Consider the following 24706-nt stretch of genomic DNA (forward strand, 5'->3'; position numbering starts at 1 on the left):
GTCGGCGCCGCTCCGCTCGCACGAAGGACTTGCCGAGCCAACGCTGGAGGCCCACTAAGAGCAGGGGTTGCGCGGCCCGCTGTTCGACTTAACGTAGAGGATGCCCGTGCCTAGAGTCGTCTTGATAAACAGCTACAGAATGGCGGAGGCGCAGCGCCTTGTTGAAGAAGGCACTTATCCCGCACAACACCTGTGGGGAACACACTACCTCCATCCAAAGTGGAATGTCGCGACGACTAGCCTGTCGCTCAATTACATTGCCGAAAAGCACACGTGGTTGTCACGACTGACCCGCGCCGTGGAGCGAGCCGTGGGCGATCCTCTGCAGAGCATTTGGGCCATCTCCGGAAAAAACAGACACGCTGTTGTGTACGCGGCCAACCCGAAGACCGGCACTCTAATAGGCATGATGAAGTCTGCAAGGCTCATAAGCGCGCCTTACATTGTGCTAGTCCACAGCTGGCCCATCTCATCGTGGGCGAAACGCTGGCTGCGCTCAGCTGAGCACATAATGGTATTCAGCCAACAGCTGCGCGAACAGGTGGTCCGTGACGGCTTTGCAGCAGAATCAGTCTCCATGATTCATTGGGGTCCAGATCTTGAATGGCCTCCCTATGCCACATCTGTTGATTATAGAGACCTTGACTTCTTCGCCGCCGGAAAGACGAATCGGTCTTATGATGGCCTGCGCGAAGCGGCAACGGAATCTCAGTGGGCGGGAATCATTCAAGATGGACAGAGCGTACGCACGTACGCGAACGGAAGCTGGCGGGAGACTGAGAGACGTCCCGCCTATGATGAGACGATAGTATCGATGGCTCGCGCCCGAAAAGTTGTCATTCCACTGGAAGATCATCAGATGCTGTCTGGCCTGACTGAGTTGTGCGACGCAATCGCGCTTCGGGTTCCAGTCCTCATGTCCGCGAACAGTTGGAGCCCCATCGATGTAGAGCGAGAGGGAATCGGTCACTGGCTACCTGACACTTCTGCGGAGACGATCGTCAACATGATTGAATCACGTGCGGACGACCTTGCTAGCTTTCAAGACGTCCAAGATCGATTCAATGCTCGGCGCCACTCCTCCGAGCTGAACGAGATTCTCGAAAAGGTCATCGCCCGTGCTTGAGCAAGCGCGATCACGCGTTCTGATAGTTCTGGTCTCCTTTGACAGTCAAGCAGGCACTGAAGAGCTCTGTGATCGCTACGCGACCTTCATGCGTGAAATAAAAAATAGGCACGATGTCCACTGCCTCATCTGGGACAACGCCTCGCATGACCTGCGGTCGAAAAGCGAACTTGTCGAATATATCTCATCGACGTCCGGAAATGTCGGGTTTGGTACGGCTATCAATCATGCCGTCGAGAACCGCGCGTACGACCGTATGCTCCTAGTGAATCCCGACATCGAGATGTCCATAGACAAGCTTGACGACACGCTCAGCGAAATCGAAACACTAGAAGCACGAGTCATTTGGGCTCCCTCACTGATCAACCCGGACGGCTCACCACAAACCTACTCGCAATCTCTGTACATGCGTACTCTGCGCCAGGAAATCAGCGACATCTTTGGAAAGCCCGCTGTGCAGAGCCTGCGAAATCCACCACTCTACTACCTAAGAGGAGCTGTCCTTTCCATCTCACGGGATACCTTCCAGAGCGTCTCAGGCTTCGATGAAACCTTCTTCTTGTATGGAGAAGAGGCGGATCTCTGTTTCCGCTCCCAGCCATTCGCAGAACTTCGGACCGACGCGCGCATCTCGTTCATCCATGAAGGGAGCCAAGGTTACCGTGGTAAGTCCGCTGCGGCCCTTCGCGAGTCTTTCCGCGCTAGAGCGGCGCTACACCGACGCTACACCGGCCCTGTCTCTGGAGGACTTGTGGCAGCAATCGGATTCGCGATGTATTGCGCCATCCGCATACGCTCAACCCTGGCGCGGCCTAGATGACATCCTCATCCTCACGACGACTCATCTACGGAGCCGTTGGTGCGAGACTGATTACCTATCCGCTCACGATCGGACTGGGGCTCGCCACTGCTAGTATTCTCATTCAACGCGGTGATATTCGCGACTACGCAGCATACACGTTAGTCGCGAGCCTTTTACCCTTCGCGGCGTTCTTAGATCTAGGATACGGCGGCGCTATAACCAATTGGACGACCAGGTTCTTAGCCACTCGCGACCGAGATCCTTCGAGTCGAACGCAGTACGTGCAGAACTTGAGGCGTGCGCTTGTGGTGGTCAGCTCAATCGGTGCAATAGCTGCACTGTTAGCAGTTGGTGTATTTGTGGCATCAATGGGGAGCGACGTGAGCATTCTAGATGTGCCGCTCCCATTCTTCGCCGCTTCGCTCCTGCTGGTCGCAATAAACCAACCCATGTCAGCCCTTGTCAAGATTCTGATAGGTGCGGGCAAGAATGCTCTCTGGACCATACTCCAAGTCGTACAGCCCCTCTTCGCGCTGTGCGCTGTGCTGATTCTGCTCGTATCGGGCCTACCGGCATGGGTAGCCGTGGTGCCGGCGGCAGCGCTCGTTGCGATGTGCACGGTAGGATCTTTCGCAGCCTTGCGGTCCGTTCACGTCAGTGCTCGAGAGATCGTCCATACGCCTTTCGAAACCTCCTACCGAGGTAGACATTTCGCCGATGCCTGGCCGATGTTGATAGTCCTTGCCGCCAGCCCTTTGGCGCTCTCATCGGACCGAATTCTAATTGGCTGGCATGGAACCCTGACCGACGTCGCCACGTATTCGCTGGCGGCACAGCTCTTCACTCCGGCGCTATCGCTGGTGTCCACTGCAGGCATGGCCCTTTGGCCCCACTTCGCTAAGCTGCGCCATAATAATGATTATGTCCGCCCGTGGCGTATGATGTTGTACTTTGCAGCGTCCGCCTTTGTGATCTGCGGCTTGCTCGTAACTTGTTCACCTCTTCTCGCCGAAATCATCAGCGGGGGCGACATAACACTTGAAACTCCCCTCCTCATGCAGTTCTCAATCGGGTTCATCATCCAGGCAGCACAGTTCCCTCTGGGTATGTATATGATGCATGGGAACGGCCCCCGCCTTCAGGCTTTTCTCGTATCAGTGATGGCGCTTGCGAAGATTGGACTCAGCATCGCACTTATCCCCTTCGTCGGTATCGGCGGCCCGGTTCTCGCCACCGGCGTCGCAGTACTTTTCTGCCAGTTGATTCCGGGAGTTGTGATGGTGAAGCGTGGCCGTGCCTAACCTACCCAATAGAGACGGGGCGTCGAGGGTATCGCTCGCTACTTCTCTTCATAGCGATGGGCTCGTTCGCTTCATCGCGATAATCGCTGCCGTCATAGCTCTGCTGCCGATTCCGGGCGGAGGACAGCTCAGCGCAAGTGCTCTGCTTTGTGCCGCTCTTGCTCCAGTGATCTACCGCACCGTCCGTAGGAGCCTCCTACTATCGGCAGGGTTCTGGATCTCCGCAATGTGTCTGTTCGTTCCTTCGATTCAGCGAAGCTTGTCTGGATCCTTGCCTCTGAACCCACCCGGTGTCTTTGATACGGCTACCTTGCCTATCTCACTGTGGCTCAGTCTCGCAATACTCGCCTGGTGTGCGGAGCAACTGGGAGCTAGAACCACACTTCTCCTGTGCCTCCCCGTTCCAGCGGTCTTCGACCTCGTTAGTCGTGGCGGCCTCGGTAATGTCTGGAAGTACGCAATTGCAGTTTGGGTAGTGGCAGGTGTGCTCACCTACATCGATGGCAAGCGTCGTGTGACCTTTCTTCTCGGAGTGGTTGCGATCGTTGCCGTGTCCGCTGCGTTCGACACCCGGAACGTCATCGTGATGGTGATGCTTAGCGCGGCCGTCGGCGTTGTGAGCACCCTACGTGGCTCACGGTCCCGTAGGTTCGTTGTCGGTGCACTTGCTGGATGCGCAATCCTCATCGCAGCGCTACAGCTCGCTATCTCGGGTGCACTGGGAGCCGGCATTCAAATCACCACCACGCAGCAGATGTCCTCCGGTCCGATTAGCCTCCTCCGGGACGCTCGACCCGAGTCCGCAGGCAATCTGTCCCTGATAGCTGAGAATCCTTTGCGCGTCCCGGATTCGTCCGGGGTATCAAGCCGCGAAGCGGCCGTCATTCGGTCGTCGTTCTCTGGCGTCGATAGAGACCCTTTCTCACAATACGTAACCGTTAATGTGATTTCTCGGGCCGAGTTCCACTCCGTGGCCGTGGACGCATGGTTCCATATGGGGCTGGCTGGCGCAATATTCTCGATTGCCCTCGCCACTCTTGCCATCTGGATGCTGGCCGGCTTGGCACGAAACCCGTACCCCCTCGCCGTCTTGGCTAGTTTTGGTGCGCTACGCATCCTGTGGGACCTATTATTCTCACCGGTCAGCGACACTAGATTCTGGCCTGTCTACCTACTCGCCTTCTGGGCGGTAGCTCGCCTATTCCCCTCTCGAAAGAGTCAATAGTGCATACAGTGTCCGTCATAATGGCAGCACGGAATGAAGAGTCATCGATAGAGCGAAGCGTTCGTCAGACGCTAGAGCTGTTAGCTGATTCAGATGAACTCATTGTCGTAGACGATGCATCCAATGATGCCACACCCACCATTCTCGCTTCTATCAGCGACGGGCGCCTGCGCGTCTTCAACAACGGGCAGTGTCTTGGACGTGCAGCATCAAGGAATTTGGCTATCTCTCATTCTCAGTCCGACTACCTCGCCATTCAGGATGCAGACGACTATCCCCTCGCCGGACGCCTCGGCCCACTTCGAAAGATGCTGGATGAAGATTCGTCGTTGGTGGCCGTGTCTGGGCAGTGCATCGCCCTTGATCCGAAGTGGGGGGCATGGAGACACACCGAATACCCTCTCGATCCCTCGGAGATCGCGCAACGATTCGACTCTGGTGAAATGGCGGTTTGCCACACGGGGAGCATGCTTCGCAGGTCGGCGGCGCAAAGAGTCGGTTTGTACGATCCGTCGTTTGTGCGCGCACAAGATCTTGATCTGCTCCGTCGCCTTTCGGCAACGGGTAAACTTCGAAATACGGATGCCACCGTTGTTTTGTATTCCCATCCCGTGTTACTTCCCTGGAAGTACTGGTACGTGAGCAGGGTGAACCACGACGCCGTCGTCGGCAGGCCAACGCCGCGGATGTTCCGCCTACGGCTCCGGTACAGCCTCGCAAATGTTCGGAGAGCCGTCCGGTTTATCCTCACGCATCGTCGTGCAGAGCAAGAGATGAAGGACTTGTCAAATGGTCATCGCACTTATTGATCCCTATGTGGAACGTGGCGGTGGACAAGTGGTTCTGGAGAACCTCTTGGAGGAACTCGTCCGTTCGGATGAGGCCGTGGTGCTCGCGATGCCTTCCCTAGGTCGAGCCAAGTTGCGTGTGCCTTCCGGCGTAGAAGAAGTGGAAATTGCGGACCTCGTGCAAACACTCCGGTCTCGATACGCGGGCGAGCACGTGGTTCTCGTCTCCAATGCAAATCGTAGCCACCCGCAAACTTATGCTATGGGCGGAACGCTGAGGCGTCGAGTCGCGACGACCACCGTCGCGATATTGCACAACTACCCGAAGTCACCGGCTCACACATTTGCGATCAGACGAGTGGTCGCACGTTTCAGTCACGCCATAGTCGTGGAACCTGGGCTTGCGGCGATTCGCCCCGATGCCTTCATTCCAAGCTGGTTATCGACTTTCCACGCGGTCAGCAAGGTTGACAAAGCTCAGGTTCAGCGTCGTCGGTTGATCTCGTACGCTCGACCCGATCCGTCGAAGGGGATGCACCTCCTCCCTCCGCTGTTCCGTTTCGCCGAAGAACTAGGTCTGTCCTGCGAGGTTGCTCTCGGAACCAGCCTCGAGTCGAACAAACGCTATGAGCTGGCCCTACGTTCCCAGCTGGCCCCGTGGCTCGTTCAGGGTAGGCGCGGTCCGGATTGGATCAAGCCGGGAGACATCTTCGTGGTGCCATCCGTTTACGGCGAGGCCGCCTGCTTGTCTGCTCAGGAAGCTATGAGCCGAGGTGCATACGTGCTCGCCTCGCGTGTTGGGCTGATGAGCTACCTTTCGCCGACGGCAACCGGTATTCGAACGTTCGCACCGGCCGACTTGGATTCCGCGGCCAAGGGTTTGACGGACATCATGGGCTTGGAGACGGACGTGTTCTCTGAAGAATGTGTGCGCGGAGTATCCGAGATCGAGGAGCGACGAGGCCGCTGGTACTCGGAGGTCTCTTCTTTCCTCCTGCAGGCCTCGAAGGCCGCATCATGAGGCGGCGGCGCGCGGCCCGCGCTCGAACTTCGCGGCGCGCGACCATTTTCGACAGCGATGCTTCTAACCCCTACGGGCGGGAACTTGCTCACCTGCTGAAGATGGAGGGCAGCGTGGAGATGGTGTTTTGCGGTCCCTCCGATCTGAGCGACATTGACGCGCGGCTCAGCCTGCGACCCCGATTTAGCGTGCCGAAGCTGCGAGATTTCGTGCACGAGATCCGCTCGCTCGTCGAAGTAGCAGTCCGTTCCGATCCCAGCAACCCAGTAATTGTCGTCTGGGCTCGTCCGTATCAGAAGATCGTTCTTGCAGCGCTGGCCGGCGGGCCCAGAAGGCGTCTTCATGCGGTCGTACATAATCCAACTTCAGATCGTTGGCCACGCGGCTGGAGGCGAATAGTAGAACGTTATTACCTTCAGAGAGCAAATCGACTGGTGCATTCAGCCACCCTCGGTGAGCATCTGCACCAGTTGACCGGGCTCACATCGGAGGTGGTGCAGCATCCGCCATACCTACAATGGGTATCCGCGAACATGCCAGAGTCCACCGACGGCACCACCGTCGATGGTTCTCGTGGCCGTCTGCTCATTTTCGGGCGGTACGAGCCCGACAAGTTCCGAGACTTGGAAGCACTGCTCTCCGAGCTCGACACGGTCGGAAGCGCTCTGGAGCTCAGAATGCTAACGCGACCTCACATCGACCTAACATTTCGACCGAAGCATCTGACCATCGACAATCGCTCCCGAAGCGAGTGGATAGCCGATCCAGAGCTCGCCGAGGCCCTAGCCTGGGCCGATGTACTGGTCGCCCCATACGAGGGCGTAACCGAGAGCGGGACCGTCAATCTTGCGCTGACTGCCGGCACGCGCGTCGTAGCATTCCGCGGCGGAGCCCTCTCGGAGCATCTGAGGCCCCAGGCTCTCGTGGAGCCTGCCGATTACAAGGCGCTGGCGATCGCCGCGCTTCGAGCTGTCTCCGGGCCGACATCGACGAATATGTGGACAGCCAACGATAGGGCTGAAAGCGCGCGATTGTCATGGCTCCAGGCGCTCAGGTCAGAGTGATTCCACTCTTGTCGCCGTCTGTGATGAGGTCCTCTCGGTCCGCCCGGGATCCGTCGGGAGCGAGGCGGTAGAGGAGTCGAGCCGGCACCCCTCCGTAGACGGCATCACCCTCGCACAGCCCGGTCACTACAGCACCAGCAGCGATCACGGCACCGCGCCCGATGCGAGCACCCGGCAGGATGGTTGCTCGGGCCCCCAGCCAGGCACCAGAATCGACAGAAATCGAGGCTTGAGTTGGCGTGCCACCGCGTCTGCCCGCTGATCCAATCGCGTGAGCACTCGTCACGAACATAACCTCCGGGCCGATCAACACATCGTCCCCGATTCGGATCGGTCCAGAGTTGTCGAAGTACACACCACGATTCGTCCAGCAGCGATCGCCGATGACGATATCCGTCCCCCCGAAGTAGTTCATGGCACCGATGAGAGAGTTCTTGCCGATCTTTAACCCCACCTGATTCAACATCCATCGCCGGAGTGGGCGAACACCCAGCGCGCTTGCGGCGAGGCGATTTCTGACCCATCCGGCCAGTGCACTGTTCAGATCCTGACGGACACCCATTTTCTGAGGGTAACAGGACCGCGTAGTAAGAGTGAGTTACCTGGTCCGCTGAGTGGTTTCTCAGGCAGACCTAGCCAGGCCTGGACCAATGACAGCTGCGCGGACGCTGTCCCTCACAGATAACGTTTGTCAGCTTCGAAGCAAGTTTTCTCAGAGGCTGCGGGCTGGCCGAGAACCCCGTGGGTTCAATCTGCTCGTTCGACGTCCTCCGGCGGCCCCAGGCGCCGGCCGCGCGAGACAGCCGCCCGCTAGCATGGGTGCATGGCAGGGTCTGCGGGGGCAACAGTAAACGGTCGGCGGATCCTCTTCCTTGAGGTGGCACGCGGAATCGCGGCCTCCCTCGTCGTCATCCATCATTTACTTGTAAACGTAGCTCCCGAGTACCGGGGGTTCTCACACACTGTGTTCGACCCAGGTCGCGTTGGCGTCGTCACGTTCTTCATCGTGAGCGGGTATGTGATCCCTCTCAGCCTGGCCGGACAGACCCAGCGCACGTTCTGGATTAGGCGCTTTTTCCGCCTTTTCCCCGTCTACTGGGTTGCGTTCGGCGTCTACGCGCTCTTCGCCCAAGACAGCATCGCTCCTGCACCTTGGTGGGTATGGGGGCTGAACCTTCTGATGCTGAACGGGCTCATTGGGCTAGTGAGCATACTTCCTCCCGCGTGGACGTTGTCGATCGAGTTGCTTTTCTATGCCCAGTCGTCATTCGCAAAGCGAATCGGGCGCCTAAACCTTGCGGTTCACGCAGGATGGGTATGGCTCGCGCTTTACCTTGCACTCTGCGTAGGAGCGGCTGTACTACAAATAGACCTGCCGGTTACCCTGCCTCTGCTCATGTTCTGTGCCGCCCTTGGCCACGCCCTTCACCTCCGCGACAGCGAAGGATCAACCGTCTGGCGGTGGCTCGCACTAGCTGGAGCGATTATCGGACCGGCTGGCGCCTTCCTTCGCGGTTCCGACGGCGAGTGGCCGCCTCTTACCTACTCGGCGTCCTTCCTGATCGGCGTCGCGGTATTCCTGATCTTCTACGTCGCGAGAGCACGGACGCTGCCTCGTTCGCTCGTCTGGCTCGGGGGAGTGAGTTACGCTCTTTACCTCTTCCACATCACGATCACACATACATTCAACAAATACATGGACCTGGGACCGGCGGTGTACGTGTTGACAGCTGGAGTTGCGTCTGTTCTCGTTGCGTGGTCGATGCATCGTTGGGTTGAGCTGCCGAGTATAGAGATCGGACGGAAGCTGACAAAGAAGCGAACATTGCGATCTCCGCTGCGGTGAGGAGTGTGTCGCGGTGTGCACTAGTAGTGGCAGATCCTCCGGTTTGTGGGTAGTTTTTGGATCTCGCCGAGCATTTCTCTCGTGCTGCTATTTCGCTGTACCTCAATTGTGATATCGGAACGAGGGCTTCTCGCCATCGCATCGGCGAAGATCACAGACGCATGCGTCTAGACCACAGATGCGTCGCCGAGAACGTGGCTCCGCGGGGAAGGGGAGGAAGGGATGACACGAGACGAGGTCCACAACACGGACCCGATCCACGACCACGCGTCACCAGCCGACCCGACTCCCACCCCAAACGCCCCACCTCGCGGCGCGACTTCTTCCGCCCCGCAGGCTTCGGCGTCGCCGGTCTCGCTGCCGGGGGTGCCGTCGCCGGCGGGATAGCAGTCGCCACCGCAGCCAACCCGCAGGAGGACTGCGGCTTCACGCCGCCCCCAAGCGCAGCGAATCGGGCTTCGACCACGTCGTCGTCGTGGTGTTCGAGAACCGCTCGTTCGACCATATGCTCGGCTGGCTCTACCCCGCCGGGAGCGAACCGGCCGGCCAGACCTTCGACGGCCTCGCCCAGGGCGACTACAGCAACCCCGGCGAGTCGGGCGAAGCCGTCCCCGCCCACATGTACACGAGGGCCACACCAGGCCTAGGACAAACCTCCCTAGCCCCACCCCTGCATGCCTGTTTGGGAATCACCTGAATGCTAAGTTGAGGAGCCGACCGAGTCCGGTCGTTGCGAATTTCTTCTGGGGGAACCACATGATCCGCTCTCGTTGGCGCGCGCTGCTCGCCACGCCCGCCCTGCTTGCGCTCGTCGTCGGCGGGTCGGTGCTCACCGCTCCGGCCGCGAACGCCGCGAGCCTGCTGACCGTCACCGCGCCTGCTGATGGCTCGACCGTCGCCTCGCGCACCGTCGAGGTCACCGGTCTCGCACCGGCAGACGCCACGGTCGTCGTGCTCAACGCAGCACAGACGGAAGAGCTCGGCCGCGGTGCCGTCACCGCCGAAGCCGAGGCCGCACAGGGCACCTTCGACATCACGCTCACGCCCTACGACGACAACGACACCGTCGCGCAGTCCATCTTCGTCACCGTCGAAGACGGTTCCGAAGCCGCCGTCCCGGTGAACTTCAACCTCCCGGAAGCACCCGCAGCGCCGGTCGACTCCTTCGACGTCGCCGCTCCGACGAACGGCCAGATCTTCACCGACAGCTACATCACGTTCTCTGGCACCAGCACGGTCGGGGCCGTCATCACCATCCGGGACGCAAGCGGCGAGCGTGTCCCCGGGCAGAGCGACGTGACCGCCTTCGACGGCACGTGGACGACGGACCTCTCCTTCGCCACGTACGACGGCGTGCAGACGCTCACGATCGAAGAGTCGGTCAACAACGCAGTCGTGAACACCATCGAGCGCACCATCACGGTACCCGCGCCGACCTTCACGATCACCTCCCCGAACAACGGTGACGTGTTCACCACCGCCGACATCACCTTCACCGGTACGGGCACTGACGGTGCCATCGTCACCGTCAACGACTCGCTCGGCCGCCCGGTCAACGGCGAGAACAGCGTCACCGTCGTCAACGGCGTGTGGAGCGCCGAGCTGTCCTTCGCCAGCTTCTCCGGCGAGCGTTCCTTCGCGGTGTACGAGACGCTCGGCGACAAGTACCTCGGCGCCATCACCCGCGTCATCACCCTGCCGACGTCTGAGCCGGTGTTCTACGACGCACCGGTCTTCACCAGCCCCACGCAGGGTCAGACGGTGACCCCTGGATTCGTGTACTTCACCGGCACCGCGACTCGCGGGACCGATGTGTACATGGTCGCCGTTCCGCGCGAACTGGTCGAGAACCCGACCGCGCGTTCCTCCCAGACCGACCTCCTGTTGTCGGCGGCCGCCGCCGGAGCACGCGCGGGGGACGTCTCCGCAGCTGCAGCCGAGCCCGTCTACCCGCTCTCCGCGGTGCGCGTCGACAACTCGGGAAACTGGAACATCATGCTCAGCCTCGGCGCCGGCGACTACGTCGCATTCGCCGTGCTCATCGACTCGACCGCTGAGCGCCTCGTTCCCGTCTCGCCGATCTCCGACCCGGTCGAGTTCACGGTAGCCGCCGCCCCCGTCGTCATCGACAACGGAAACGCCACCGGACCGACGAACTCCCCCGCCACCCTGGCGAAGACGGGCGTCGAGTCGCCGTCCCTCATCGGTGCTGCAGGCCTGCTCGCCGCTGCCGGCATCCTGCTGATGCTCGTCCGCACGCGCTCGGTCCGCACGGCTCGCGCCGCAGCGAACACCCCCGCACCGCGCGCCTAGTCACCATCACGACCGCTGCCGGCGGGCTCGCTCCACTCGGAGCAGCCCGCTGGCTTCGTCGTTTACGGGGGTCCCGCACACCGGTGCAGCTCGCCCAGCGCAGCACGGCGAGGCGGGAGCAATCCCCCACTCGCCCACAGCACGACATCCGTCGCGCGTCTACGCTAGGCAGCACAGCGGCGACCCCCGACCAGGCGTCGCCGCCGATCAGGGGGAGGCTCGAGTGGCACACGACGAGGAACCGCGTCCGGATCCCGGCCAGGAGTCCCAGCCCGAGGCCCGCACCAAACGCCCGGCCTCCCGCCGAGACTTCTTCCGCGCGGCAGGCTTCGGCGTCGCCGGGCTGGCAGCGGGCGGAGCGGTCGCCGGCGGGATCGCAGCCGCCACCGCAGCCAACCCGCAGGAGGACTACGGCTTCACGCCGCTCCCCAAGCGCAGCGAACCGGGCTTCGACCACGTCGTCGTCGTGATGTTCGAGAACCGCTCCTTCGACCACATGCTCGGGTGGCTCTACCCAGCGGGTGGTGAACCGGCCGGCCAGACCTTCGACGGCCTCGCCCAGGGCGACTACAGCAACCCCGGCGAGTCCGGCGAACCCGTCCCCGCCCACGTCTACACGGGCCCCACCGACCAGATCATGGCGCAACCCGACCCGGACCCCGGCGAGTTCTACCCACACGTCAACACGCAGCTCTTCGGCACCATCGACCCCGAGAGCAACGGCGACCTCCGCAATCCGCTGCAGCCACCGTGGAACCTCCCGGCCGACACCTCCTCGCCCAAGAACGACGGCTTCGTCAAGGACTACATCGTCAACTCGACGCTCGCCCGCGGACGCAAGCCGACGCCCGAGGAGTACTCCACCGTGATGGGAGGCTTCTCCCCCGAGATGCTGCCGGTGCTGTCCACGCTCGCCAAGAACTTCGGCGTCTACGACCACTGGTACGCGGCGGTCCCCTCCCAGACCTTCTGCAACCGCTCCTTCTTCCACGCGAGCACCTCCCACGGCTACGTCACCAACATCGAGGGCGACGGGATCGGCAAGTGGCTGAGCGCACCGGCCGTCCCCACCGTGTTCAACCGGCTCGAGGAGGCCGGCAAGACCTGGCGCGTCTACTACGACGCCCAGCAGGTCGTGTCCCTCACCGGTCTCCTGAGCGCACCGTCGATCGAGCGATTCTGGAAGAGCAACTTCCGCAGCATGGAGCAGTTCCACGAGGACGCGGCGAACGGTGACCTGCCCGACTACGCCTTCGTCGAACCACGCATGGTGTTCGACCACAACGACATGCACCCGCCGGTCGTCCGTCCCGACAACCCGAGCCGGGACGACGTCGACCCGGAGCTCGACTCCGCCTACTCCGACATGCGCGCCGGCGAGCAACTCCTCGGCGAGGTCTACACGTCGATCAAGCACGGGGCGTCGACCACCGGCTCGAACGCGATGAACACGGTCATGCTCGTCACCTTCGACGAACACGGCGGCATCTACGACCACGTCGCACCACCTGAGGCGACCCCGCCGTCGGGCGAGCCGGAGGCGGGCGAGATGGGCTTCACCTTCGACCGCCTCGGCCTGCGGGTGCCGACGATCGTCATCTCCGCGTACACGAAGGCTGGCAGCGTCATCAACGAGGAGATGCATCACGGCTCACTCATGAAGACCCTCGCCGAGCTTCATGGACTCGACCCGCTGACCGAACGCGACCGCACCGCCACGAGCATCTTCAACGCCGTGAACCTCACCTCACCGAGGCAACCGGTGCTGTGGCCGACGGTGACGCCCGCCTACGTGCCGCCGAACCCCGAGGCGAACGCCCGCGCCGACAAGGACAAGGACCGCAAGCGACCGCTCACGCCGCCGGCCCTCGGACTCATCGGGATCCTCCTCGCGAAGTACGAACCGGGCGCCCCGCTACCGGACAACTACGCCGACGCCTACGAGGTGCTGACGAAGCACGGTGAAGGCCTGTTCGGCACGCGGGACTGAGCGGGCGGTGGTGCCCTTCGACAAGCTCAGGGACCGAACCGGATCGAGACGGATGCGAACGCTCCGGTCCTCTCCGCACCGCTCCCGGCCCCGACCTCCCCGGTCCCCGAGCACCCTCCCGATACCTGAGCACCGCTCCCGGCCCCGAGCACCCCTCCCGATCCCTGCGCACCCACCCAGTCCCGGCGCACCCTTCCCGGTCCCCGAGCACCCCACTCGGTCTCTGAGCACCTTTCCCGGTCCCTGAGGCACCCCTCCCGATTCCTGCGCACACCACCCGGTCTTTCAGTACCTTTCCCGGTCCCTGAGCTTGTCGAAGGGCGGCGACCCCCGTCGAGGTGCGACCTCAGAACTCGACGTCTGCCATCAGCGGGAACTCGGTGATCGGCTCATCGCCCCACGGGGCGAGTTCCAGGTACGTCGGACGGTCACCCTCGATATAGAGGAGCAGGCTCGCGGTCGAGGTACTCGCTTCGAGGACGATCTGTCGCGCCGTGGAGGGCCGGTCGTCGCTCTCAGGGACAAGGTCGATCGAGGGACAGGTGCCGCAACCGCACGTCCCGTGGACCGAGATGTCTGCGAGTTGTCCCGCCCACCGTTCCCGATCGGAGGCGGCGATCACCCGATCAACACCGTCCTCCGTACCACGGGCGACCATGGCGACCAGGAGGTCGCGCTCGCGGACGGAGAGGGGGCGCATGTGGCGAGTGTACGCGGGCCACGCGAGAAGTCGCTCACCGCTCGCAGGCCTGGAGAGGCACTCGCGCGCAACAGATGTTGGCTAAATATCCCAGATCAGCGGGAGAATCGGTCCGGGTTCGAATGTCAGTGGCTCATGTTTGGATGGTCCCATGTCCAGCAGCCCACGCGTTCCCCTCGGTCCGGTCTCCACCGACCCCTTGGGCACGCTGAGCGAGACGGTGTCCGAGCTCCTCCGCACGTGGTCGGGCGCGCTCGACCCGATCCGGCCAGGCGACGACGCCATCGAGCAGCTCGCCGGCATGAACGACGCGGGCGTGGTCCGCGTCCTCGACCAGCTGGGTGCCGTGCAGCACGTGGTCGAGGTCCTGGCCGCGCGCATCATGGGCTCGGTGTCGGAGCGTTCCCGAGGCGGCATCGTCGGCCACGACCCGTTGGCCCGCAGCCACGGGTATGCGACGCCGGCCGTCATGCTCTCGGAGCGGTGGCGCATCGCTCGCGGACGCGCCGCCACGATCACCTCGGTCGCCCAGGCGATCACCCCCAAGCGCGCCCTCACCGGTGACGTCATCGAGTGCGACCGCCCCGAGATCGCCGCCGCCATCGAACCCCGGCTCGCCACTGACGCCCCCTGCGTGCCGCTGTCCGAGGGCGACAACCCGACGTGCACGGTCGACCACGACGAAGCGACCACCCCATCCGGCTTCGTCCGGTCCGCACTCAGCGTCGAGGGCGCGGGCATCCTGCTGCGCGAGCTGCGGTTGGTGGGCTCCGGTGTCGACGACGAACGCATCCACCGTGCCGTCAGCGCCGGCATCGAGCACTGCGACGGTGCGCCGCTCGCCGAGGTCAGCAGCCTCGCCAAGCTCGTCCGCACCAGCCTCGACCAAGACGGCCCTGTGCCACGGGAGATCGCGCTCCGGAAGCAGCAGCGCTGCACCCTCCGCGAACTCCCCGACGGCATGACCGAGCTCCGCGCCTTCCTCGCACCCGAGGCGGCGGGATGGGTCCGCGCGACGATGGACGCCGTCGTCGGCAAGCAGCTGCGGCAGGTCCGGTTCGTCGATCCCTCCGATGAAGCGGCCGCGGCGGCAGTGACCAGCAGTGAGCTGCCCTCCGCGGATCCCCTCGACGACGCCTACGTTCCGGCCGCAGAGATGCCAGACACCCGCACGATGGACGAACGCCGGGTGGAAGCCCTCGTCGGGGTCTTCCGTCACGCCGCAGGTTGCGAGTCAGCGGTCATGGAACTCGCGCCCGTCTCCCTCATCATCCGCATGGACGAACCCGATCTGGCCGATGACGGCCAGTGGTCCGACGGCAAGGCCTACATCGACGGCGTCTCCGAACCGATCTCCGCCGGCACCGCACGGTGCATGGCGGCCGATGGCCGGATCATCCCCATGGTGCTCGGCGGGCCGTCCCAGGTGCTCGACCTCGGAGTTGGCACACGATTGTTCACCAAGGGGCAGAAGATGGCCCTCGCCGAGCGTGATGGCGGCTGCGCCTGGACCGGCTGTACCCATCCACCGTCGTATACCGAGGCCCATCACCTCGTCTGGTGGTCACGAGGCGGACCGACCGACCTGTCCAACGGCATCCTGCTCTGCAGCTTCCATCACCATCGCATCCACAACGACGGATGGGAGGTCATCGTGCGCGACCACGTGCCCTGGTTCATCCCGCCCGCGCATATCGATCCGCATCGCATTCCACGCCGCGGCGGCAAGCCGAGGTTGCGCGCCGCCTGACGACGCCATCGCACTCCCGGGTACGGGCCCGGGCGTCGATTCCGACCCAAACCGGTCTGCGGAGTGCTCCGAAGTATGGGTTCCGGTCATTTTCGTTACCCGAACGCGCAAATGGCCGGCGCGCATGGCCTGGGCCAAGCAGTCCCGGCACATGCGACCGGGCGGAGTGCAGCAATGGGGCTGCCACTCCGCCTTCCTCCCCCGCGGGGCTCGAACCGGGTTCGACAGGCTCAGGGGCCGGAGACCCGGTCATTGAGCCTGTCGAAATGCACCACGGACGACCCTTCGACACGCTCAGGGACCGAGGGAGCGCTCAGGGACCGGGGGAAGCACTCAGGGACCGGGGGAAGCACTCAGGGGACCGAGGGGAAGTGCTCCGGAACGGAGAGCCGGTCATTGAGCCTGTCGAAATGCACACGAGAAACCTTGCCCTTCGACAAGCTCAGGGAACGGCGGCTATCGGTCTCAGGGAACGGGGCTATCGGTCACTGAGCCTGTCGACGTGTCAGCACCCCGACGGCAGCACGAAGCCCCGCCCTCGACCGGAGTCGGGGACGGGGCTTCGAAGGGTGAGACTAGGCCGTGACCTGCGCGCCCTTGCGGCGAGCAGCGGCGAACAGCATGCCGGCAGCACCGAGCAGCAGCAGCGCGGCAGCGCCACCGACGAGGACACCCGAGTCCGAGCCGGTGTCAGCCAGCGTCGGGACGGCCGGGGCGCCAGCGGCGACCGGGTCGGCGATGACGGCGATGGAGTCAGCGCGGGCGTTGCCAGCGGTGTCGGTCACGGTGAACGTGTAGGTGCCGACCTGGATACCCTCGCCCTGCAGGGTGAGGCCCGAAGCTGCGAAGCCACCGGTCTCGTCAGCGATGACCGTGTTGGCGCCGTCGGCGGAGCCGAAGATCTCACCGTTCGGGTCGGTCACGGCGAACGACAGGGTGTCGCCCGGGGTGAAGCCCGTGACGGTCACGCTGAAGCCGGCGCCGCCGGGGCGGACGTCGGAGAAGTAGATCGTGTCGGGGTCGACGGAGACCGCCGGGTTGAAGACCGGAGCGACGACCGGAGCGGCGAAGTTGTACGTGTCCGCACCGAAGGTCACCGACTGCAGCGTGTCGACCGTGCCGGCGTTGGCGAAGACACCGAACGCGAGCAGGTTGAAGTCGCCGAGCGCTTCGCTGAGCTCTGCAGGCGTGTAGGTCGCGTCGGTCGCCAGACCCGGAACGTTCCGGCTGACGACCCAGTCGCCACCGAGGTTGTCGACGCCCGGCGCCACAGGACGCAGCGTTGTGAAGGTGTCGGAAGTGCCGTCGGCGAAAACGGGGATCTGGAAGTACAGGTCGTCTTCGACAGACGCGTAGCTGATGCTCGCCGCTGCGTCGAGGAAGCCGCCAGCAGCGACCGGGACACCGCCGTCGTTGTTGAAGCCGTAGATGATCTGCGAGTCACCGGTCATGGTGAGACCGGCGTCGCTCAGGACGGCCGGGGCACCAGGCGTGGCGACACCCTCGTGCCAGCCGGCGTAGTTCGCCTCGTTCGGAGCGATCTGATCTGCGGTGACCTGGATCTCAGCTGCGGACGCGGGTCCGGCGATGAGGAGGGTGGATCCGGCGACAACTGCGAGGCCGGTGGCGAGAGCCGCAGTGCGGCGTGACGTCTTCAAATTCACTGAGGTGAGTACTTTCGTCTAGGGGTCCGACAGGCGCGACGTACCTGTTGGTTTTCTGAGACTAAGCGGATTCTCAGGGAAAGTTAATAGGGGGAACCACTGATTCTTTTGTCCTCCGCACAGGGGACATCGGAGCGAGGGTCGCCCGTGGGCCCTTCGACAAGCTCAGGGACCGGAAGGGGTGCTCAGGGATCGGCAGAGGTACTTGAGGACGACTTCGGTCACTGAGCCTGTCGAAGTGCGCGCGCGAAATCCGCCGATCGAACAGATCGCCCGTGGACCCTTCGACTAGCTCAGGGACCGGCAGAGGTGCTCAGAGACCGGAAGAGGTGCTCAGGGACCGGAAGGGTCGGCGACTCGCAGCTACGCCAGGGCGGCGACCGTCTGGCGGGCGATCTCGAGTTCCTCGTTCGTGGGGACGACGAGAACGGTCACCGGGGAGTCGTCCGTCGAGATCACCCTGATGCCACGCGACCGCTCAGCGTTGCGGTCCTCGTCAAGGATGATGCCGAGCCCTTCGAGGCCCTGCACCGCACCGGCACGGATCAGCGGCGCGTTCTCGCCGACGCCCGCCGTGAACACGACCACGTCGAGACCACCGAGGACCGCGAGGTACGCCCCGAGGTAGTGCCGCAGGCGGTGGACGGTCACGTCGAGTGCGAGCTGCGCCGCTTCGTCGCCTTTCGACGCGGACTCGGTGACGTCGCGCATGTCTCCGGTACCCGACAGCCCCAGCAGACCACTGCGGCGGTTGAGCAACGTGTCGAGCTCGTCGAACCCGAGCCCCGCCTTGCGATGCAGGTGGAACAGCACCGCGGGGTCGAGGTCGCCGGAGCGCGTCCCCATGACGAGTCCTTCGAGGGGCGTCATGCCCATCGAGGTGTCGACCGATCGGCCGCCGTCGATCGCGCACGCCGACGCACCGTTGCCGAGGTGGAAGACGATCTGCTTCAGCTCACCGAGCGGACGGTCGAGGAACGCCGCCGCAGCCTCCGACACGAACTTGTGCGAGGTGCCGTGGAAGCCGTACCGACGGACGCGATGCTTCGCGGCGAGCTCCGCATCGATTGCATACGTGTACGCCGCGGCCGGGATGGTCTGGTGGAACGCGGTGTCGAACACCGCCACGTGCGGGACGTCGGGGAACGCGACCTGCGCCGCGTTGATGCCCTGCAGATTCGCCGGGTTGTGCAGCGGCGCCAGCTCGGAGATGTCCTCGATGTTGATCTTCACGAGGTCCGTCACCACGGTCGGCTCGAAGAAGCGCTTCCCACCGTGCACCACCCGGTGGCCGACCGCGATCGGCGCGTGCTCGTCGAGTGACGGCCCGTGCTCGGCGAACGCATCGAGCATGACCCGGAACCCCGCCGTGTGGTCGGGGATCTCACGCTCGATGACCCAGCGCTCCTCGATGGGCGGCGTCGTCGCACCCGCGGCGTCCGGGAGGTAGGACCGGTGCTCGGCGGCACCCGTCGCGTCGCCGATGCGTTCGACGAGCCCGCTGGCGAGCGTCCGCTCCGTCTCGACATCGATGAGCTGGTACTTGAACGACGAGGAACCGGAGTTCACCACGAGGACGGTGGGCATGTGTGTCTGGACCTATTCCTGTTCCTGCGCCTGGATGGCGGTGATCGCGACGGTGTTGACGATGTCCTGCACGAGCGCGCCGCGCGACAGGTCGTTGATCGGCTTGTTGAGCCCCTGCAGCACCGGACCGATCGCGACGGCACCCGCGGAACGCTGCACCGCCTTGTACGTGTTATTGCCGGTGTTGAGGTCGGGGAAGATGAACACGGTCGCGCGGCCGGCGACCTGCGAGTCGGGCATCTTCGTCGCGGCCACCGCGGCATCGGCGGCGGCGTCGTACTGGATCGGCCCCTCGACGAGGAGGTCGGGCCGACGCTCACGCACCTGCCGGGTCGCTGAGCGGACCTTCTCGACGTCGGCACCGGCACCGGAGTCACCGGTGGAGTACGACAGCATCGCGATGCGCTGCTCGATCCCGAACTGCTCCGCCGTCTCGGCCGAGGAGATCGCGATGTCGGCGAGCTGGGCGTCGGTCGGGTCGGGGTTCACCGCGCAGTCGCCGTAGACGAGCACGCGGTCGGCGAGCGCCATGAGGAACACGCTCGACACCACGGAGACACCGGGCTTCGTCTTGATGATCTCGAACGACGGCCGGATGGTGTGCGCCGTCGTGTGGGCGGCGCCCGAGACCATGCCGTCGGCGAGCCCGAGGTGCACCATCATCGTGCCGAAGTAGGAGACGTCGGTGACGGCGTCGCTCGCCATGTCGATCGTGACGCCCTTGTGGGCCCGCAACCTGGCGTACTCCTCGGCGAACTTGAGGCGCAGCACCGCGTCGAAGGGGCTGACGATGGTCGCCTTGCTGAGGTCGATGCCGAGCTCGATGGCCCGCGAGCGCACCTCGATCTCCTCACCGAGGATGGTGAGGTCGGCGACCTCACGGGCGAGCAGGGTGCCGGCCGCGCGGAGGATGCGGTCGTCGTCGCCCTCCGGCAGCACGATGTGTTTGCGGTTCGACCGCGCGCGCTCCAGCAGGCCGTACTCGAACATGAGGGGCGTCACGACGTCGGCGCGCGCCACGTTGAGCAGCTCGAGCAGGAGCGGTGCGTCGACGTTCTGCTCGAACAGCGCGAGAGCGGTGTCGTACTTGCGCTGCGAGTCGGCGGCGAGACGGCCACGGGTGTTCATGACGCGGACCGCGGTGTCGTAGGTGCCGAGGTCGGTGCTGACGATCGGCGGGATCTCGCCGAGACCGGAGATGAGCTCCTCCACGACCTCGGGCAGCGGGAACCCACCGTTGAGCACGATGCCCGCGATGGACGGGAACGTGCCGGAAGCGTTGGCCATCAGCGCGGCGAGCAGCACTTCGGTGCGGTCTGCCGGGATCACGATGACGGATCCCTCGGTGATGCGCGGGAGCACGTTCACCATGGACATGCCCGCCACGACGACGCCGAGCGCCTCGCGGGTGAGCAGCTCCTCGCTGCCCTTCACGAGGGTGCCGTCGACGGCCTCGAGGATGCTGTCCATGGTCGGGGCGATGAGGAAGGTGTCTTCAGGGATGGCCCAGACGGGGACCATCGCGGCGCCGGCGGCGTGGCCGGCCGGGGCGACGACGGAACCGTTCGCGGAACCGTTCGGGTGGATGGCGTCGCTGATCGCTGCGGTGATCTCGAGGAGCTTGTCGGGATCGGCGCGGTTCGCGACGACCGCGAGCAGCTGGGCGTGGGCGTCTGCGAGCTCGCCCAGGGCGAGTTCGGCGATGTTGCGCATGTCGTCGGGCGTGCGGGCGACGGACTGGCCGAGCTGCTCCCCCGCACCCTGACCGGCCCGGCCGCCGAGCACGAGGAGGACCGGAGCACCGAGGTTGGTGGCGATCCGCGCGTTGTAGCCGAGCTCCGTCGGGCTGCCGACGTCGGTGTAGTCGGAGCCGAGGATCACGACCGCGTCGCACTGCGCCTCGATGTGCTTGTACCGCTGGACGATGCGCGAGAGCGCCGCCTCGGGATCGGTGTGCACGTCGTCGTAGCTGACGCCGATGCAGTCCTCGTAGGCGAGGTCGACGCCGTCGTGCTCGAGCAGCAGCTGGAGCACGTAGTCGGGTTTCGTCGTTGACCGTGCGATGGGGCGGAACACCCCGATCCGCTCGATCTGATGGCTCAGGGTGTCGAGGACCCCGAGGGCCACCGTCGACTTCCCGGAGTGTCCTTCGGCAGAGATGATGTAAATGCTTCGCGCCACGGTTTCCAGCCTACGGGGGCGGGCTCGGCGGGGGCTGGGTAAGCGCACAATGTCGTGGTGCTCTGGCGGACGGACGCGAGCGCAGGAGATCGGCGCGAGAGCAGGAGGAAGCGGCGCCGGATGTCCTGCTGTGGGGCGGACGTCCTGCTGCGGCGCGGGCGGCCTGATCGTGCCGGGCCGGAGACGGCACCGCAGGCAATGCGGGCACGAAAAAGACTCCCCGCGCACCCGCCAGAGCCCGGTTACCCTTGCTGCGTTTCCGCCCTGGGGGAGTTGGCCTGGATGGCGCCACGCGGGGAGCCGTCACCTAGTGTACCCGAGCCGCGACCGGGTTGCGTACGCCCCGGTTGAGGCGTTGACTGGCGGATCTGGGACCACTGGACCCAGACCACCGGTCGACCGCCGCCCCCACGAACGGGCGGGCGCACCGATCGGGACCGCATCGAACGAGAGGACTCACATGACCGACGTCGTCATCGCCGGAGGACACGGACAGATCGCCCTGCACCTGCAGCGACTGCTCGCCGAAGCAGGACACTCCCCCGCCGGCATCATCCGCAACCCCGAACAGGTCGGAGAACTCCAGGGCATCGGTTCCCGAGCCATCGTCCTCGACCTCGAGCACTCCTCGGCAGCCGAACTGGCCGACGAACTCGCCGGAGCCGACGTCGTCGTGTTCGCGGCGGGAGCCGGCCCGAACAGCGGCGCCGACCGCAAGCTCACCCTCGACCGCGACGGCGCCATCCTCCTCGCCGAGGCGGCCGAGCTCGCCAAGGTCCCCCGCTACCTCATGGTGTCGGCGATGAGCACCGACGACTTCGACCCGGAGTCGGACGACGTGTTCCAGGTCTACCTGCGGGCGAAGTCCGAAGCCGACGCCGACCTCCGCGGGCGCGACCTCGACTGGACGATCGTCCGTCCGGGCGGCCTGACGGACGACGCCCCGACCGGCACGATCACCGCCGCGACGACCACCGACCGCGGCTCGATCCCGCGCGCCGACGTCGCCGCCGTGCTGTTCGCGCTCATCGAGTCGGGCGCGGCGTCCCGCACCCAGTTCGAGGTCATCGGCGGCGAGACCCCGATCCGCGAGGCGCTCGCGGCGCTGTAAGTCAGTCCGTTCCCTGAGCGGGGACGGGCAACGAACACCGGTCACTGAGCCTGTCGAAGTGCACACGGGACACCGCCCTTCGACAAGCTCAGGGACCGGAATGAGTTTTCAGGGACCGTGGAGGGCTTCAAGGACCGTGGAGGGCTTCAAGGACCGGAACAGGGACGGGCAACGAACACCGGTCACTGAGCCTGTCGAAGTGCACACGGGACACCGCCCTTCGACAAGCTCAGGGACCGGAATGGGTTTCAGGGACCGGAGAGGGTTCAGGGACCGGAAGTCGTCTCACCGAGCGGGTACGTGCTCAGTGCTCGGGTCCACACAACCGATGCCCACGACGGCTCCGAAGAGTTCTCTGACCCGCACCGGCATCGTGTGCGCGCAACCTGGCGCACATATGGAGTTCCTGTGGGCGACACGTCCAGGGGTGTTACCTGTTCGTTATCAGTCCTAGGATCGGGCAACGGGTTCCGGCCCGGACGATGTACGCAGCGCGACGGAGGCCGATGATGGACCAACGCTACGACCCCGCGTTCCAGCGCGGACACACCGACGAGCGCACGCGCCCGAACGCCTCCGACACCGGCCGCCGCAGCCACCTCGCCTCGCTCGAGGAGATCGCCCCGCAGCTCATCCAGCCGCCCACCGACGGTCGCCCCGTCCGCCCGCCGACCGACGACCGGTTCGACGACGGCCCGCGCGCCCAGCCGTCCCGAGGCATGCCCTCACAGACCGATCGCCGCATCCACCCGTTCGAAGCCCGGACCGGCGACACCGCGGCGGTCGCCGATCAGCCTGGCGCGGCAGGTCCCGACGCGCAGCGGACCGAGTTCGACCAGGAGCGGTACGACGAGTACCTCGACGCCGCCGACGCCCACCGCGTCCGCGCCGTGGTCTGGGAACGGGTCCTCTGGATCGTCGGTGTCGTCCTCACGCTCGGCGGCGGTGTGGGGCTGTGGCAGTCGTTCACCCTGCTCTACCGCGGGTTCGTCGGCGACAGCGGCCCGACCGACAACTACCTCTGGATGCAGTTCCTCGGAGCGCTCGCCCCGACCCTCATCACGATCGGCCTCGCCACCATCGTCGCGCTGCTGTTCAGGCGCATGCTCGACCACGACCGCAGGAGCCGACCATGACCGAGCAGAGCAACACCAGCCGCGCCCCACGGGACACCGTCGCCGAGCTGAAGCCCGCGCTGAACGCCGAGGAGTTCCAGGTACTGGCCGAGCGCATCCTCGACAACGTCGAGCGCGTCCTCGACGGCAAGCCGTTCGCTGCCCGGATGGCCCTCATCGTGATGCTCGCCGAGGGTCACCTGCTCATCGAGGACGTCCCCGGCGTCGGCAAGACGGTCCTCGCGAAGGCCCTCGCCGCTTCCGTCGGCAGTACCGTCCGCCGCATCCAGTTCACGCCCGATCTGCTCCCGTCGGACGTCACCGGCGTCTCGATCTTCAACCAGGTCGACCGCGAGTTCGAGTTCAAGCCCGGAGCGGTGTTCGCGAACATCGTCATCGCCGACGAGATCAACCGCTCCTCGCCGAAGACCCAGTCGGCGCTGCTCGAATCGATGGAGGAGCGTCAGGTCACGGTCGACGGCGAGACGCACGCCCTCCCGTCGCCGTTCACGGTCGTCGCCACGCAGAACCCGCTCGAGATGGAGGGCACCTACGCCCTGCCGGAAGCCCAGCGCGACCGCTTCATGGCGCGTATCTCGATGGGATACCCCGACGCGTCAGCCGAGCTCGCGATGCTCCGCCAGCGCGACACGGTCAACCCGCTCGACACCATCGGCCCGGTCGCCTCACGCGGCGACGTCGAGCGCCTCATCGCCTGGGCCCGCGGTGTCTTCGTGTCACCGATCGTCGAGCAGTACTGCGTCTCGCTCGTGCAGGCGACCCGCGTGCACCCCGAACTCCGGCTCGGCGCGAGCCCGCGCGCCACCCTGCAACTCGTCCGCGCGGCCAAGGTGCTCGCCGCGCTCGACGGCCGCGAGTTCGTCTTACCCGACGACATCGACCAGCTGCTCGCACCGGTCCTCGCCCACCGGCTCATCCCCACCCGCCGCGCGGTGAGCGCCCACGACCGCTCAGGCGTCCAGGCGGTCTCCGAGGTGCTCGTCGAGCTGCTGGAGCGGACACCCGTGCCGCACTCCGGTCGCACCGAGCTGAGGTCCTGATCCGATGGCCCCGCACCGCGACCGCCGGATCGCCGTGATCCGGCACTGGAGGTCCTGAGCC

The 24706-nt window shown here is 64.7% G+C and carries 19 protein-coding genes and 1 other RNA gene; 14 read left to right on the forward strand and 6 right to left on the reverse strand.

What is annotated here, in order from left to right; translation table 11 throughout:
- Nucleotides 1-106: 106 nt before the first annotated feature.
- The 6 genes from ACQ3HE_RS17350 (at nt 107) to ACQ3HE_RS17375 (ending at nt 7327) form a co-directional block, all read left to right on the forward strand.
- Nucleotides 107-1126, forward strand: coding sequence for a glycosyltransferase family protein (locus ACQ3HE_RS17350; protein ID WP_430893607.1), 1020 nt, complete (start codon nt 107-109; stop codon nt 1124-1126).
- Nucleotides 1119-1946 carry a glycosyltransferase family protein gene (locus tag ACQ3HE_RS17355; RefSeq protein ID WP_430893608.1) on the forward strand — a complete coding sequence of 276 codons (828 nt, stop codon included), beginning with the start codon at nt 1119-1121 and terminating at the stop codon, nt 1944-1946. Before ACQ3HE_RS17350 ends, ACQ3HE_RS17355 begins: the two co-directional genes overlap by 8 nt.
- Complete coding sequence (locus ACQ3HE_RS17360) at nt 1943-3229, forward strand: lipopolysaccharide biosynthesis protein (RefSeq protein WP_430893609.1); 1287 nt, start codon at nt 1943-1945, stop codon at nt 3227-3229. Before ACQ3HE_RS17355 ends, ACQ3HE_RS17360 begins: the two co-directional genes overlap by 4 nt.
- A 1245-nt stretch (nt 3230-4474) precedes the next feature.
- The gene (locus tag ACQ3HE_RS17365) at nt 4475-5263 is read left to right on the forward strand and encodes a glycosyltransferase family 2 protein (RefSeq protein WP_430893610.1); all 789 of its coding nucleotides are present in this window, start codon (nt 4475-4477) and stop codon (nt 5261-5263) included.
- Nucleotides 5244-6263 carry a glycosyltransferase family protein gene (locus tag ACQ3HE_RS17370; RefSeq protein ID WP_430893611.1) on the forward strand — a complete coding sequence of 340 codons (1020 nt, stop codon included), beginning with the start codon at nt 5244-5246 and terminating at the stop codon, nt 6261-6263. Before ACQ3HE_RS17365 ends, ACQ3HE_RS17370 begins: the two co-directional genes overlap by 20 nt.
- Before the next feature lie 533 nt (nt 6264-6796).
- Nucleotides 6797-7327, forward strand: coding sequence for a glycosyltransferase (locus tag ACQ3HE_RS17375; protein WP_430893612.1), 531 nt, complete (start codon nt 6797-6799; stop codon nt 7325-7327).
- On the opposite strand, the gene ACQ3HE_RS17380 is transcribed toward ACQ3HE_RS17375, so the two are convergent.
- Entirely contained in the window at nt 7314-7889 is a 576-nt protein-coding gene (locus ACQ3HE_RS17380) for an acyltransferase (RefSeq protein WP_430893613.1), read from the reverse strand. The two genes, ACQ3HE_RS17375 and ACQ3HE_RS17380, sit on opposite strands and share 14 nt — an antisense overlap.
- Nucleotides 7890-8150: 261 nt before the next feature.
- Here ACQ3HE_RS17380 and ACQ3HE_RS17385 point away from each other — a divergent pair, with 261 nt between their 5' ends.
- The 4 genes from ACQ3HE_RS17385 to ACQ3HE_RS17400 all read left to right on the forward strand — a co-directional run bounded on the left by ACQ3HE_RS17385 (nt 8151) and on the right by ACQ3HE_RS17400 (nt 13476).
- Nucleotides 8151-9173 carry an acyltransferase family protein gene (locus ACQ3HE_RS17385; protein WP_430893614.1) on the forward strand — a complete coding sequence of 341 codons (1023 nt, stop codon included), beginning with the start codon at nt 8151-8153 and terminating at the stop codon, nt 9171-9173.
- A 418-nt stretch (nt 9174-9591) separates the two neighbouring features.
- Nucleotides 9592-9870: an alkaline phosphatase family protein gene (locus ACQ3HE_RS17390; protein ID WP_430893802.1), complete on the forward strand. Its 279-nt coding sequence runs from the start codon at nt 9592-9594 to the stop codon at nt 9868-9870.
- 59 nt (nt 9871-9929) lie between these two features.
- Nucleotides 9930-11486 carry an LPXTG cell wall anchor domain-containing protein gene (locus ACQ3HE_RS17395; protein WP_430893615.1) on the forward strand — a complete coding sequence of 519 codons (1557 nt, stop codon included), beginning with the start codon at nt 9930-9932 and terminating at the stop codon, nt 11484-11486.
- A 223-nt stretch (nt 11487-11709) separates the two neighbouring features.
- The gene (locus ACQ3HE_RS17400; protein ID WP_430893616.1) at nt 11710-13476 is read left to right on the forward strand and encodes an alkaline phosphatase family protein; all 1767 of its coding nucleotides are present in this window, start codon (nt 11710-11712) and stop codon (nt 13474-13476) included.
- A gap of 346 nt (nt 13477-13822) precedes the next feature.
- Here ACQ3HE_RS17400 and ACQ3HE_RS17405 read toward each other — a convergent pair whose 3' ends face one another.
- A complete protein-coding gene (locus tag ACQ3HE_RS17405) occupies nt 13823-14176 on the reverse strand; it encodes a hypothetical protein (protein ID WP_430893617.1) in 354 nt (117 codons plus the stop codon).
- A gap of 151 nt (nt 14177-14327) precedes the next feature.
- Here ACQ3HE_RS17405 and ACQ3HE_RS17410 point away from each other — a divergent pair, with 151 nt between their 5' ends.
- Entirely contained in the window at nt 14328-15926 is a 1599-nt protein-coding gene (locus ACQ3HE_RS17410; protein ID WP_430893618.1) for an HNH endonuclease signature motif containing protein, read from the forward strand.
- 575 nt (nt 15927-16501) lie between these two features.
- Here the strand turns inward: ACQ3HE_RS17410 and ACQ3HE_RS17415 are convergent.
- From ACQ3HE_RS17415 to ffs, 4 genes are all read right to left on the reverse strand, one after another.
- Entirely contained in the window at nt 16502-17590 is a 1089-nt protein-coding gene (locus tag ACQ3HE_RS17415; protein WP_430893619.1) for a hypothetical protein, read from the reverse strand.
- A gap of 363 nt (nt 17591-17953) precedes the next feature.
- Nucleotides 17954-19177 (reverse strand): acetate/propionate family kinase, encoded by a 1224-nt coding sequence (locus ACQ3HE_RS17420; protein WP_430893620.1) that lies wholly within the window; start codon nt 19175-19177, stop codon nt 17954-17956.
- 12 nt (nt 19178-19189) lie between these two features.
- Nucleotides 19190-21358, reverse strand: a complete 2169-nt coding sequence (gene pta, locus ACQ3HE_RS17425) for a phosphate acetyltransferase (protein ID WP_064296374.1) — start codon at nt 21356-21358, stop codon at nt 19190-19192.
- 208 nt (nt 21359-21566) lie between these two features.
- An RNA gene (gene ffs, locus ACQ3HE_RS17430) (signal recognition particle sRNA small type) lies at nt 21567-21663 on the reverse strand.
- 155 nt (nt 21664-21818) lie between these two features.
- On the opposite strand from ffs, the gene ACQ3HE_RS17435 reads away from it, so the two are divergent.
- The 3 genes from ACQ3HE_RS17435 to ACQ3HE_RS17445 all read left to right on the forward strand — a co-directional run bounded on the left by ACQ3HE_RS17435 (nt 21819) and on the right by ACQ3HE_RS17445 (nt 24645).
- On the forward strand, nt 21819-22469 hold the full coding sequence (locus tag ACQ3HE_RS17435; RefSeq protein WP_086475012.1) for an SDR family oxidoreductase: 651 nt from the start codon (nt 21819-21821) through the stop codon (nt 22467-22469).
- A 506-nt stretch (nt 22470-22975) separates the two neighbouring features.
- Complete coding sequence (locus ACQ3HE_RS17440; RefSeq protein ID WP_430893621.1) at nt 22976-23605, forward strand: hypothetical protein; 630 nt, start codon at nt 22976-22978, stop codon at nt 23603-23605.
- A complete protein-coding gene (locus ACQ3HE_RS17445; protein WP_086475010.1) occupies nt 23602-24645 on the forward strand; it encodes an AAA family ATPase in 1044 nt (347 codons plus the stop codon). Before ACQ3HE_RS17440 ends, ACQ3HE_RS17445 begins: the two co-directional genes overlap by 4 nt.
- The last annotated feature ends 61 nt before the right edge of the window (nt 24646-24706 follow it).

It is taken from the genome of Plantibacter auratus, from assembly GCF_050587365.1.
Lineage (GTDB): Bacteria > Actinomycetota > Actinomycetes > Actinomycetales > Microbacteriaceae > Plantibacter > Plantibacter auratus.